Origin of the sequence: Castellaniella sp., assembly GCF_047971665.1 — a bacterium.
In the GTDB taxonomy this organism is placed as follows: Bacteria; Pseudomonadota; Gammaproteobacteria; order Burkholderiales; family Burkholderiaceae_B; genus Castellaniella.
Map to the genome: position 1 here is coordinate 48,780 of NZ_JBKEAA010000021.1, position 13,604 is coordinate 62,383.

Here is a 13,604-nt window from a genome sequence, read left to right on the forward strand (position 1 = left end):
TCAGAGCCCCTCCTCGACCTGGGCGGTGATGATCAGCACCGTGGTCAGCCGTTGGGAGGCCAACCGATTGCCGCCGCCGAAAATCGCGGGAACCCCGGGATTCAGGCGGCGTTCGGTGGATTCGGCCATCTGCCGGTCGAATCCCGACACCACCAGCGGCTGGCCCGGTTGCAGGGCCAGCTGTTGCACGGTTCCGTTGCCCTCGATGGTCAGTTGCTGCAACTGGAGAGGGTGCGCCTTGTCGCCGAAGGTCACGGTCTTGAGCGGCTGGGCCACCGTGTTGTCATATGCCAGCGACAGCAGAATCTGGCCGTCTTCCTGGATATCGGGCACCAGCGTCAGCAGGGAGCCAACCGTCTCGGCTTTCTGATTGACAGACACGGCCGGCAGCGCCAGCCCCGCATCGCCCGAAACCGGCGTGGTTTCGATCCGGTCGATATATGAGAACGTCGTGCGCACCGCATGCGACACAGGCCGCCGGTTCAGTCCCAGGATCGGCACGCTGCTGCGCCGCACCAGCCGGACGGACTCGCCCAGCGCGCGAATGACGGCCTCGCTGCCCGAGAAAGAGCCCTGGACGATATCCATCCCGAGCTGTCCGCTGGTGCCTTTCGCGAGCGCCGGCACCGCCAGGCCGGCAGCCAGCCGGGCACTGGAAAAGATCAGATTCCAGTCGATGCTGGCCTGGGCCTGCTCGCTGAGGGCCACGGTCAATTCCTCGAACACCAGGCGCACGCGCCGCGTCAGCGCCCGATTCTCCTTATCCAGATAATGCGCGATGCGATCCAGGACATCGGGCGTATCGGTGACCACGATCGAGGCCCTGGCGCCCGGTTCGGCAACCAGTACCCCGGCGCGGGACAGGAACGGCTCGATCCGCGCGCGAAGGGTCTGCATCACCTCCTGATCGCCGCTGCTCAGGCGGGTGCCGGAGGTGCTGACGAAACCGCCCTCGGCACTCTCCCGCCCCTGGCCCAACGAGGCCTGGACACGGGCATCCAGCGTCAGCGCCCGCACGTCGAAAACCCGGGTCGCGGTGCGAAAGAATTCGATGCGGCCGTGCTCGTAGCGCCAGCGTACACCCAGGGAAGCGCTCAGGCGGTCGAGAATCTGCGGCAGGGGCGCCGGGCCGGAAGCCAGATCGAAGGGAGCGACCGGATCAGCGAGCGCCGCACCCTGCCCGACACCACCGCCCAATCGAGGCAGGAAAAATCCGGCGGGCAGCAGCGCATCGGGACGCACGTGAACCGGAATGCCCGTGACCGCGGCGATCCGACGGGCGATCCGGCGCAAATCGCCGCTGCCGTTGGCGAACAAGAGGGTCGTGCGCACCCGGGCCCGCAAAGGCGCGGGCAGCGTCAGTTCGCGCGCCAGCGGCTGCGCCCGCCCCACCACCCAGGGCCGATCGACATCCTGAGCGGCCCGGCGAGCGTCGGCGTCGGTCGCGGCCTGGACAAATCGGTCGTGCTCACTGGACACGGTCGTATCGGCCTGGCGAAAGTCGCGCGCCGCCTGACGCAGACGTTCGGAAAAGGCGCACCCGGACATGCCCAGGCACAGGGCGGCCAGTGCCAGCCAGTGACGGCGGATCACGCGTCCGCTCCCGGCGTCCGTGTCCGGTCGCAGCGCTGGGCCAGCGGGACGACACGCAGGACGCGATTGGCGTAGAAGCATGGCTGGACCGGCCGGTCTCCAAGCTCGGTGGCGGACAGCAGTCCGCGCACGGCCGCGCGGAACGAATCGCCGAAGACGGCGGAACCCGCCAGCGGGATGTCGGCATCGACGTTCCAGAGTTCGGGGCCGAAGGTCCATCCCGCGGCGCGTGCCCAGCGACCCAGTGCCCGCCGGATGTTGCCATCGGCCGGGGTCACCTCGAACGAAAGCGGATTCGCCCTGCCCGGCCTGCGGGCGGACGCTGCCACAGCCGCCCGGCCGGATTTGCCGCTGCCGGCCTGAACCGGCGGCGCGGGCGGGATGGGCGGGACCGGCGCGGCCGGAGGCGATGCCGGCCCCGGAGGCGGCGCCGGCATCGGCAGATGCGCCACCGGCGTCACCCTCACGGCCTCCGATACCGGGGGCGTTCCCGGACGGGCGGGATGCGCCGTCATGGCAGGCGCGACCGCCGCCGATCCGGCCCTCTCGGGCGTCGTGACTGGCGCGGACAGATCGGCTTCGAGAGAGGATGTCTCGATCGGGCGCCAGGCCTCGGCTTGCGACAGGCCGCCGCGCAGCACGATCCGTTGCGGCACGCCACGCAGAATCAGGAAATCCCCGTCCCGCCGGGGCCGCAGCAGCCGGTCGCCCCCGGTCAAGCGCTCGAACACGGCGGGCACGGGCTGGCCGGCGGGATACTGCAGCCAGGTCTCGCGCCCATCGTCAAAGACCTGCTGCGGCGCCAGCGCCGGATCGCCTGCGATGCGCCAGTCGAAACGATAGGCGCCGGGCGCCGACGACAACCCCATCAGATCGCGCCACCAGGCGCCGCCCGTCGGCGCCGCGCACCCTACCAATCCCGCCAGCAGCAAGATTGCACCCAAGATCCTGATCATGTTCTCCCCCGGCGACACCCTGGTCGTGAATCATGGTGTCCATGGTGGCGCGCCCGGACGGCGCCCGCCAGACTGGGAAATACGATCGGATGAAAAGATCCGTCTCGAGACCGCGCCACTCAGGCGCGGCGCGAAGGCCGGCAACGGGCGTTCCCCTCAGCCCATGGCAAGGCCGGGGCGCTCCCGTTCAACGGACGAGCATCAGCCGCCCCTCAGCGTCCATGGTCCGCGTGGACATGCTCTGACGGTCGCTGCCGATCAGCGTGCAGAACAAATCCCGGGTAAAAATCCGGTTACCGAAATACCAGGAGTGCGAGCGCATGCCCACGATGCCTTCAGGCTCGTCCTGCTGCTGAATCGCGGCATCGGTCTCCAGTTGCTCATAGTAGGCGGTGCAATCGATGTTGACGGCCTTGGCGCTGGCCCCCTGCGGCAGACCGACCCGCCCCACGCGCGGGGCGGTCCCGATACGCTTGACGTTGGACAGGTCGAGCGCCTGATCCCGCTTGCTTGAATAGTTGGTGACCCGCACGCAATGCCGGTAGATCGATTGGGCGCCCGACTCCCCCGCCGACATCGAATGGCTCGATACATCCCCCGCCGCAAAGACAACCTGGCTGACACTCCAGGCCCCATTCTCGAGACTGGTGTCATCGGCGTCATCGAACGCTTCACGGATGACAAAAGCGCCCGTCGAATGACCCAGCACATGGATATTGGTCGGACAATCGGGTCGCTGGCTGGCGGAAAGATAGGCAATGCCATCGGACATCAGTTTCATCGCTGTCATCTTGGCATTGTGACGATCCGACAGATAGGCCAGCGCCTTGTCGTCGCTGGGCCAATCAAAAGAAACCACGACCCCCTTGAAACCGCAAAAGGTCAGTCCGTCCGCGAGGCGCCGATGTCGCTCGATGACTTCGGCGCTGCTCATGTTGTAGCCATGCACGGAAAACAGCAGATCCCCCCGCCGCTCACCCTGGGCGTTTTTCCAGACGGCTGCCTTGGAGATAGCGGCAAACCACCTTTTCGGTGTGACCGCATGGGACGGACCGGGGTCTTTTCCGTCCGGCACGACAAGATACCGGGTCTCGCCAACATGCGCCGTAAAGGCATTGTCCCGCACCGCCCGCACCGACATGACATAGGAAGACATCACAACCTCCGCGAGAACCCGTACAACAGGCATTCTGACGCGGTTCCCGCGGGCCGGCCATTTCGCTTGGTGTGATTGTGTGAGCGAACATGGAACCGGGCCGGAAAACCGGCCCGGCATGACGCGACATCAGGGCTGGCGCACCAGTCTGTTGGCCTCGGCCGACGCCGCGTTCAGGGCGGTGACCGCAGGCTGCTGGCCGCTCAGCGCGGAATCCAGGATTTTCTGGAAGCGGGTTCGGATGGCAGGGTAATTGTGGATGCGGAACCCCTGGGCCGTCAGGGCAGCCTTGTTGCTGTAGACGGCCACCAGATCGCGCCATTGGCCCAGCTTGGCATAGTAGCTCGAGGGGGTGGCGTCAAAGGCCGCCTGGGTCAGCGGCAGGAAACCGGTCTGCTGGTACCAGCGCGCCGCCTGTTCGGGCTGCGACAGCCAGCCCAGGAAGGCGACCGTGGCGTCGGTGACGGATTTTTCGGATTTCATGACCCACAGGCCGGCGCCGCTGATGAAGGGGTTGCCGGGTTTGCGCGTGACCTCGGGGTAATACGGCAGGCCGGAAACCGCGTAACGCAAGCTGCGCCGGGTCAGGAATTCACCGATGTGGCCGGAGCTGGACATCAGCACTGCGCATTCGCCCTGGGCAAAGCGGCTGATGGACTTGGTGCCGGCATCCGGGCGCACCATGATCTCGGAGCGGACCCAGCTGATCATCAGAGACAGGTGGCGCACGTAGGTGGAGTCAAAGGAAAAGCTGGGCAGCCCCTTGGCCTTGAGTCCGTTATCCGCACTGGCGTAGAGCTGATTGTTGACCGCCGCCAGATTTTCCAGGTTGATCGAGACCGGCAGATCGGACGTCAGCGGACACTTGCGCGAGCCGTTGTTGGCCAGGGTGACGAGCTGGCCCTGCAGCTCCATCCAGGTGCGCTGCGGCACGGCGGGCACCAGCCTGGCCTGTTTGAAAGCGTCCTGGTTGTAGTACATGACGGGAATTTCCAGCATGTACGGGAAAGCCATCAGCCGGCCCCGGGCGTCATGGATGAAGGCATTGTCCGAGGACACGAACCAGCGCGTGTTTTTCAGTGCCGAGGATTTCTGCAACGCGTAGAACGGCTGCACGTAACTGCGCTGGGCGACGTCTTTGAGGGTATGGCTGTCGCCGATCTGCGCCAGGGCGGGCAGGTTCTTGGATTTGGCCGCCGAGCCCAGCGCCTGATCGAGCGCCTCCGGGGTGTCGAAGGCGCGTTCCACGACCTTGACGTTGGATTGACTGCTGTTGTAGGCCCTGACCAGGCTCTGGAAAGCCTCGGCGTTATGCCCTTTGAGGGTGTGCCAGACCGGCACTTCGGTCGCTGCCCAGACAGGCGCGACCGCAACGGCGGCTGCAAGCGTCAAGATGATACGCATCCCTGGACGCAACTTGCAGGAGCCAGAAGGAAAATTCATGATGGATCAATCCAAAAAAGGAAAGTCGATATCCGGTGTCCGGCCGGACACCAGATCAGCCAGAACCCTGCCCGAACCGGCACCCATGGTCCAACCCAGACTGCCATGGCCCGTGTTCAGGTAGAGATTACGTATTCGGGTACGGCCGATGAGGGGGACGTTGGAAGGCGTCGCCGGTCGCAGGCCGGACCAAAATTGCACGTTAGCAAAATCAAGCGCGCTTGGGAACAGGGCGCGGGCATGCTCGACCAGCTGATTGCACCGGCCAGTATCCAGAACGCGCGCATAACCGCCGATCTCGGCGGTCCCCGCCATCCGCAACCGGTCTCCCAGGCGAGAAAAGACGATCTTGGCCTCCTGGTCGATCAGGCTGACCGTGGGCGCCGCCTCCGGGTCCCTCAGAGAAAACGTGGCCGAATAGCCCTTGGCCGGCCAGACCGGGCAGGACAGGCCCAGCGGCGCAGTCAGTTCCGGCGTGAAACTGCCCAGCGCCAGCACATAGGCATCCGCCTGCAATGGCCGGAAATAACCATCGGGCTCGATCAGTTCGGCCACGGAAATGCGCCCGTCCACGGGCACCAGCCGGTTCACCCGGGTGCCATACCGGAAAGTGACACCCGCCGCCTGCGCCCGTTCGGCCAACGCGCGCGTGAACAGATGCACATCGCCGGACTCGTCGTCCGCCGTGAAATCGCCGCCGACGACCGGTTGGCCGGACGCCGTCAGCGCGGGCTCGATGCGCAGGACCTCGTCGGCATCGACGATGCGCCGGTCCACGCCCAGCGCGCGCATCTGCTCGGCGCTGGTCCGGGCATGCTCGAACTCGCGCGGATCGCGGTAGAACGCCAGGATGCCGCGTTCCAGATGGTCGTATTCGATCCCCTGGTCGGCCCGCAGTTCGCGCAGCGTGGCGCGGCTGTATTGCGCCAGCGTCACCATGGCGCGCAGGTTCGCCGCGAAGCGCGGCGCGCGGCATTCATTGAGAAAACGCGCGCACCACAGCCACTGCCGGGGCTCCAGACGCGGCGAGACGCGCAGCGGCGCATTGGATCGTCCGATCCAGCGCAGCACCTTGCGCAGCGTGTGCGCGCTGGCCCAGGGCTCGGCATAGCACACGGAAATCTGCCCGCCATTGGCCCGGCTGGTCTCCAGCGCCGCGCCCGGATGTCGCTCGATGACCTCGACCTCGTGGCCGGCGCGGGCCAGCCACCAGGCGCTCGATACACCGATGATGCCGGCGCCGAAAACCGCGATTTTCATGCTTCGACTCCGGCGCGATCCGCAGCGGACGTAAAGGCGTCCGCATGGAAGGATTCGGGTGACAGCCCGCACTGCCCGACGAAATCTCGGCGCGCCGCCTCGACCATCACCGGCGCGCCACAGGCATAGACCTGATGACCGGACAGATCGGGCAGGTCTGCCATGACGGCCCGATGCACCAGGCCCTCACGGCCTGTCCACGCATCCTCCGGCCGGGCCTCGGACAGGACGGGCACGAAACGGAAGCCCGGCAGGCGCTCGCGCCATTCCAGCGCCAGGGCCTGCCGGTAGAGGTCGGCGGGGCGCCGCCCGCCCCAGTACAGGGTCGCCGAACGGGTGTCGCTGCGGGCCAGCATGCCTTCGATCATGGCCTGGATGGGCGCAAACCCCGTGCCACTGGCCAGAAAGACGATGGGCCGCGCGTCGTCGGGATCCAGGAAAAAGGAACCCAGCGGCCCCTCGATGCGCAGGATCTCGCGCGGTTTGAGCGGCTCCTCGCTGGCGCCGAAGACCCGGCTGGTGAACACGCCGCCCGGCATGTGGCGCACATGCAGACGCACCCGATGATCGTCGGTCTGGCCGCACGCCATGGAATAGCTGCGCCGGCTGCCGTCCTTGAGGATGAATTCCAGATACTGTCCCGGCTGGAAACGGAACGCCTCGGCCGAGGGCAGCTGCAACGCGATCTCCATCACATCGGGCGCCAGCCGTTCCAGGGACAGCACCCGCACGGGCATCTTGCGCACCACGATATCGTCGGCCATGCGGATCTCCCGGGCCTCGATCACCAGATCAGAGATCGGCCGCGCCTGACAGAACAGGGTATGCCCCCGGGCCAGATCGGCGGCATCGAGGATGCGGGCTGGCGCCGGACCGGCATCGTATTCCCCCGAAACCACCCGGCCCTCGCACGTCGAGCAGGTGCCGTTGCGGCAGCTGTAAGGCAGAACGATGCCGGCCGCCAGCGCGGCATCCAGGACCGTCTGCCCCGGCTCAACCACAAATTCCCGGTTGGCCGGCAGCACCGTGACCTTGAAACTCATGTTGTCGATTCCATCGGCATGTTGCAGGAGCCCTATTCTAGTCCGCCGCCTGGCCTCCCGTGGCCGGCCAGAGACTGGGCTGCTTGATCTTGACATCCAGCAGGCGTCCCTTGCGGGCGCGCCGGCCGGCGTACGGCGCCAATTCCTCGGGACTCAGGATCAGCTCCGTGTCGCGCGCCCGATAGACGCCGCGCAGCGCCACGCCCGCCGACCCGACACCGGCCCACTGCTCGATCCGGTCATCATCGTCCAGTCCCATCAGGATGGTGCCTCGGCCGCCGCTGGCCAGCGTCTTGAGCTCATCGAGCGCCACCACCAGGAATTTTCCCTTGCGACTGAGCAGGGCCACGGCCGTGTCGTCCTGCCGCAACAACAGCGGCTTGAGCAAGGCATCACCCTTGTCCAGCGTGATGAACTGCTTGCCGGCATTCTGGCGGGTGGACAGATCGCCGATCCGCGTCAGGAAACCATAGCCCGACGCCACGCCCAACAACACCCGGCGATCGGGCGCGCCCGCCAGCATGTGGGCGATGCGGCTACCCGGCTCCAGGCCGATCATCGAGGTCACCGGCTGCCCATCGCCGCGCGCCGATGGCAGGCTGGCGACCGCGATACTGTAGCTGCGGCCGTTATCGGACAGCGCCATCAGTTCCTGCGTGCTGCGGCATTCGATCGCATCGTACAGGGCATCGCCGGTCTTGAAGCTGAACTGCGCCGCATCATGGCCATGACCCTGACGGGCGCGCAGCCAGCCCTTCTGGGAAATCACCACCGTGACAGGCTCATCCACCACCTGCGTCTCGAGGACGGCGCGCTCGGCCGTCTCAATCAGCGTGCGGCGATCGTCGCCATACTGTTTGGCGTCGGCCTCGATCTCGCGGATCATCAGGCGCCGGAATGCCGCCGGATCGTCCAGTAATTCCTGCAACGCCACCTGGTCCTCGCGCTTCTGGGCCAGTTCCTGCTCGATGCGGATGCCCTCCAGCCGGGCCAGCTGGCGCAGGCGCATTTCCAGGATATCGTCGGCCTGGCGCTCGCTGAGGCGGAACCACTCCATGAGCGCCGCCCGGGGCTCCTCGGCCTCGCGGATGACGCGGACGACCTCGTCCACATTCAGATAGACGATGCTGCGGCCTTCCAGGATGTGGATGCGATCGAGCACCTTGTCCAGCCGATGGCGGGTGCGCCGCGTGACCGTCTGCGCCCGGAAGGCCAGCCAGGACTCCAGGGTCTGACGCAGGCTGCGCTGACCGGGACGCCCGTCAGTGTCGATGCACACCAGATTGACGGAGACATTGCCTTCCAGACCGGTGCGCACCAGCAGCATGTTGACGAATTCGTCACGATCGATCCGGCTGGTCTTGGGTTCGAAGACCAGCCGCACGGGGTCCTGCCTGCCGGACTCGTCGCGCACCGAATCGAGCATGCCCAGCACCAGCGCCCGGGTCTGCTGCTGCTCGGCCGACAGGGATTTCTTGCCGGCGCGCGGCTTGGGATTGGTGAGTTCTTCGATGGTTTCCAGGATCTTCTGGGCCGAGGTGCCGGGCGGCAGCTCGGTGACGACCAATTGCCACTGCCCGCGCGCCATGTCCTCGAACACCCAGCGGGCGCGCGCCTTCAGGGATCCCCGGCCGCTGGTGTAGATCTGGGCGATATCCTCGACCGGCGTGATGATCTGGCCACCACCGGGGAAATCCGGCCCCGGCGCCAGCGCGAACAGGTCCTCGTCGGCCATGGCGGGTTTGCGCAGCAGCGCCACACAGGCGCGCGCGATTTCCCGCAGATTGTGCGAGGGAATCTCTGTGGCCATGCCCACGGCGATGCCCGACGCGCCGTTGAGCAGCATGATCGGCAGACGAGCCGGCAGGCAGACGGGTTCCTGCTGGCTGCCGTCGTAGTTGGGCGTGAAATCGACTGTCCCCTCATCCAGCTCGTCGAGCAGCAGTCGGGAAAACGGCGTCAGGCGGGCCTCGGTATAGCGCATGGCGGCCGCATTGTCGCCATCCCGGGAGCCAAAATTGCCCTGCCCGTCGATCAGGGGATAACGCAGCGCGAAATCCTGCGCCATGCGCACCATGGCATCATAGGCCGCCTGATCGCCATGCGGATGATATTTGCCCAGCACATCGCCCACCACCCGGGCGGATTTGACGGGCCGGGCCTGGGGTCCCAGGCCCATCGCGTCCATGGCGTACAGAATCCGGCGCTGCACCGGTTTCTGTCCATCGGAGACCTCCGGCAACGCGCGGCCGCGCACCACCGACACGGCATAGTCCAGGTAGGCCTGCTCGGCATAACGCGCCAGCACCAGGCCGCCATCCTCATTTTCCTGCAATTCAGTCTGATTCAGATCCATCCCGATTCCTCAAACATCCACGTCGGCCAGATTGCCTTTTTCTTCCAGCCAGCCACGCCGCTGGGCCGCCTCGCCCCGCGCCATCAGCATGTCGAACATGCGCGCCGAGGCCGTCAGCCCCTCGCCGCCATGACGCACCTGCGCCAGACGGCGGGTATCCGGGTTCAGGGTCGTGTCCCAGAGCTGTTCCGCATTCATTTCGCCCAGACCCTTGAAGCGGCTGATGCGCCAGCCGCCCTCGCGCAGGCCCTCGCCGCGCAGCTTGTCCAGCACGGCATCCAGTTCTGCCTGATCCAGGCAGTAGAGCTTGCGCGCCGGGCGCTTGCCGGCCGCCGGCACATCCACGCGGAACAGGGGCGGCCGGGCGATATAGACATGCCCGGCCTCGATGAGGCGCGGAAAATGACGCAGGAACAGGGTCAGCAGCAGCACCTGGATGTGCGCACCGTCCACATCCGCATCGGACAGGATGCAGATGCGGCCGTAGCGCAGCCCCGACAGGTCGGCCTCCTGGCCGGGACCGTGTGGATCGACGCCGATGGCCACGGCGATGTCGTGGATTTCCTGATTGCCGAACAAACGGTCACGCTCGACCTCCCAGGCGTTCAGGATCTTGCCGCGCAACGGCAGGATGGCCTGGAATTCCTTGTCCCGGCCCATCTTGGCGGAACCGCCCGCCGAGTCCCCCTCGACCAGGAAGACCTCGGTGCGGCTCACATCCGTCGATTCGCAATCGGTCAGCTTGCCCGGCAGGACGGCCACCCCCGAGCCCTTGCGCTTTTCGACCTTGCGCGCGGCCCGCGACCGGGCCTGGGCCTGGCCGATGGCCAGTTCGGCGATCTTCTTGCCGTCCTCCACGTTGGCATGCAGCCAGAGTTCCAGCGCATTGCGCAAGAATCCGCCTACCAGGCGCACCGCATCCCGGCTGTTCAGGCGCTCCTTGATCTGCCCCTGGAACTGCGGGTCCAGGATCTTGGCCGACAGGATGAAGCTGGCGCGGGCAAAGACATCCTCGGGCAGCAGACGAATGCCCTTGGGCAGCAGATTGTGCAGTTCGGCAAACGATTTGACGGCGTTGAACAGCCCCTCCCGCAACCCCGATTCGTGGGTGCCGCCGGCCGGCGTGGCGATCAGGTTGACGTAAGACTCTCGCACCACCGGGCCTTCATCGGTCCAGGCGACGACCCATTGCGCGCCCTCGCCCGGCGCATATTGCTCGTCGTCGCGGTCCGCATACTGACCGCCTTCGAACAGCGGCGCGAGGGTCTGCGCATCGCCCAGGGCCTCGCTCAGATAACCGCGCAGGCCGGATTCGTAGTGCCATTCACGCCGCTGGCCGGATTTTTCCAGGGTCAGCGTCACCCGCGTGCCCGGCAGCAGCACGGCCTTGCTGCGCAGGGCGTGCTCCAGCTCTCCCAGCGGCACCTGCGCCTGATCGAAATAGCGCGCATCGGGCCAGACCCGCACCCGGGTTCCGGAACGTCGCCGCCCGACGCTGCCCACCTGCGCCAGGGCCTCGACCACATGGCCGTCGGCAAAGACGATGCGCCACTCTCCGCCATCGCGCCAGACAGTGACCTCGAGCCGCGTGGACAGGGCATTCGTGACCGACACCCCCACCCCGTGCAGCCCGCCCGAGAAGGCATACGCACCACCGTCGGCCTTGTTGAACTTGCCCCCCGCGTGCAGGCGGGTAAAGACCAGTTCGACCACAGGGGCATGCTCTTCGGGGTGCTCACCCACAGGAATGCCGCGCCCGTCGTCCTCGATCGTCAGGCTGCCGTCCGTGTGCAGCGTGACCCCGATGTTGCGGGCAAATCCGGCCAGCGCCTCGTCAGCGGCATTGTCGACGACCTCCTGGATGATGTGCAGCGGATTGTCGGTGCGCGTGTACATGCCGGGGCGCTGACGCACAGGCTCCAGCCCCTTGAGGACACGGATCGACGATTCATCGTAGCGTACGGTGCTCAATTTTTTTATCCATCGGAAAAACGACTATTTTACGGAGATAATGGTATGCTTATCGACATTGGTCCGATGCGCCCTTTTCTGCGGGCGGTTTCTTTTCCGGTCCGCCGCCTTCTCTTATCCGCACACACGACATGAGTGACTCCATCAAGCACGTCAGCGACGCGTCCTTCCCGGGCGACGTGCTCCAATCCGCCCTGCCCGTCCTGGTCGACTACTGGGCCGAATGGTGTGGCCCCTGCAAAATGGTCGCCCCCCTGCTCGACGAAGCCGCCGCCCAATACAAGGGCCGCGTCACCATCGTCAAGCTCAACGTCGACGAAAACCCCGATACCGCGGCCCGATACGGCATCCGCGGCATCCCCACCCTGATGCTGTTCAAGGACGGCAAGGTCGCCACCACCAAGGTCGGCGCCCTGTCCCGCACCCAGCTTCAGGCTTTCCTCGACGACGCGCTCTGACACATTCCATTCACCCATTCCATTCATCCGTTTTGATTCCGCGCGCGAACCCGGTTCCGGGTTCGCCGAACCTCTCACGACTCTCCCTCTTCCTTCTTTCCCATGCACCTGAACGAACTCAAAGCGCTGCACGTTTCGCAGCTGCTCGAAATGGCCGCCGGTCTCGAGATCGAAAACGCCAATCGGCTGCGCAAACAGGAACTGATGTTTGCCATCATGAAACGGCGGGCCAAGCAGGGCGAACAGATCTTCGGCGACGGTGTCCTGGAAGTCCTGCCCGATGGTTTCGGTTTCCTGCGATCGCCGGAAACGTCCTACCTGGCCAGCACCGATGACATCTATATCTCGCCCTCCCAGATCCGGCGCTTCAACCTGCATACCGGCGACTCCATCGAAGGCGAGGTCCGCACGCCCAAGGATGGCGAGCGCTATTTCGCCCTGGTAAAAGTCGACAAAGTCAACGGCACGGTCCCGGAAGCCATCAAGCACCGGATCATGTTCGAGAACCTGACGCCGCTGCATCCCGACGAACCGATGGTGCTGGAACGCGACATCAAGAGCAAGGAAAACGTCACCGGGCGCATCATGGACATCTTCGCGCCCATCGGCAAGGGCCAGCGCGCGCTGATCGTCGCCAGTCCCAAATCCGGCAAGACCGTGATGATGCAGCACATCGCCCACGCCATCACCACCAATTACCCCGATGCCGTGATGATCGTGCTGCTGGTGGACGAGCGCCCCGAAGAAGTCACCGAAATGCAGCGCACCGTGCGCGGCGAGGTCGTGGCCTCCACTTTCGACGAACCGGCCACGCGCCACGTCCAGGTCGCCGAGATGGTCATCGAAAAGGCCAAGCGCCTAGTCGAACTGAAAAAGGATGTGGTCATCCTGCTGGACTCGATCACCCGTCTGGCGCGCGCCTACAACACCGTCGTGCCCGCTTCGGGCAAGGTGCTGACCGGCGGGGTGGACGCCAACGCCCTGCAGCGCCCCAAGCGCTTCTTCGGCGCCGCGCGCAACCTCGAAGAAGGCGGCTCCCTGACGATCATCGGCACGGCCCTGATCGAGACCGGCAGCCGCATGGACGAAGTGATCTACGAAGAATTCAAGGGCACCGGCAATTCCGAGGTGCACCTGGAGCGCCGTCTGGCCGAGAAACGCATCTATCCGGCCATCAATCTGAACAAATCCGGCACGCGTCGCGAAGAGCTCCTGATCAAACCAGAACTTCTACAAAAGATCTGGGTCCTGCGTAAGTTCATTCATGACATGGACGACGTGGAGTCAATGGAATTCATCCTGGACAAAATCCGCGCAACCAAGAACAACGCCGAATTCTTTGACATGATGAAAAAATAAGCGAGCCCA

General features: G+C 65.6%; 10 protein-coding genes. 2 read left to right on the plus strand and 8 right to left on the minus strand.

All coding sequences use genetic code 11. From position 1 onward, the window contains the following. The 8 genes from ACK5JE_RS09505 to ACK5JE_RS09540 form a co-directional block, all read right to left on the minus strand. A complete protein-coding gene (locus ACK5JE_RS09505; protein ID WP_416801468.1) occupies positions 1-1,593 on the minus strand; it encodes a hypothetical protein in 1,593 nt (530 codons plus the stop codon). Then, a complete protein-coding gene (locus tag ACK5JE_RS09510; RefSeq protein ID WP_416801469.1) occupies positions 1,590-2,537 on the minus strand; it encodes a TcpQ domain-containing protein in 948 nt (315 codons plus the stop codon). Before ACK5JE_RS09510 ends, ACK5JE_RS09505 begins: the two co-directional genes overlap by 4 nt. 199 nt (positions 2,538-2,736) lie before the next feature. Next, complete coding sequence (locus ACK5JE_RS09515) at positions 2,737-3,705, minus strand: alpha/beta hydrolase (RefSeq protein WP_416801470.1); 969 nt, start codon at positions 3,703-3,705, stop codon at positions 2,737-2,739. Positions 3,706-3,834: 129 nt separating this feature from the next. Continuing rightward, positions 3,835-5,148 carry an extracellular solute-binding protein gene (locus tag ACK5JE_RS09520; RefSeq protein WP_416801471.1) on the minus strand — a complete coding sequence of 438 codons (1,314 nt, stop codon included), beginning with the start codon at positions 5,146-5,148 and terminating at the stop codon, positions 3,835-3,837. A 6-nt stretch (positions 5,149-5,154) separates the two neighbouring features. Further along, positions 5,155-6,408, minus strand: coding sequence for a D-amino acid dehydrogenase (locus tag ACK5JE_RS09525; protein WP_416801472.1), 1,254 nt, complete (start codon positions 6,406-6,408; stop codon positions 5,155-5,157). Next, a complete protein-coding gene (locus ACK5JE_RS09530; RefSeq protein WP_416801473.1) occupies positions 6,405-7,451 on the minus strand; it encodes a CDP-6-deoxy-delta-3,4-glucoseen reductase in 1,047 nt (348 codons plus the stop codon). The genes ACK5JE_RS09525 and ACK5JE_RS09530 overlap by 4 nt, the downstream gene beginning before the upstream one ends. Positions 7,452-7,488: 37 nt before the next feature. Next, positions 7,489-9,807, minus strand: a complete 2,319-nt coding sequence (gene parC / locus ACK5JE_RS09535) for a DNA topoisomerase IV subunit A (protein ID WP_416801474.1) — start codon at positions 9,805-9,807, stop codon at positions 7,489-7,491. 9 nt (positions 9,808-9,816) lie between these two features. After that, entirely contained in the window at positions 9,817-11,778 is a 1,962-nt protein-coding gene (locus tag ACK5JE_RS09540) for a DNA topoisomerase IV subunit B (protein WP_416801475.1), read from the minus strand. Between the two features lie 131 nt (positions 11,779-11,909). Here ACK5JE_RS09540 and trxA point away from each other — a divergent pair, with 131 nt between their 5' ends. Together trxA and rho are read left to right on the plus strand one after the other, a co-directional pair. After that, complete coding sequence (gene trxA, locus ACK5JE_RS09545; protein ID WP_416801476.1) at positions 11,910-12,236, plus strand: thioredoxin TrxA; 327 nt, start codon at positions 11,910-11,912, stop codon at positions 12,234-12,236. 102 nt (positions 12,237-12,338) lie between these two features. Next, positions 12,339-13,595 carry a transcription termination factor Rho gene (gene rho, locus ACK5JE_RS09550; RefSeq protein ID WP_416801477.1) on the plus strand — a complete coding sequence of 419 codons (1,257 nt, stop codon included), beginning with the start codon at positions 12,339-12,341 and terminating at the stop codon, positions 13,593-13,595. Positions 13,596-13,604: the final 9 nt, after the last annotated feature.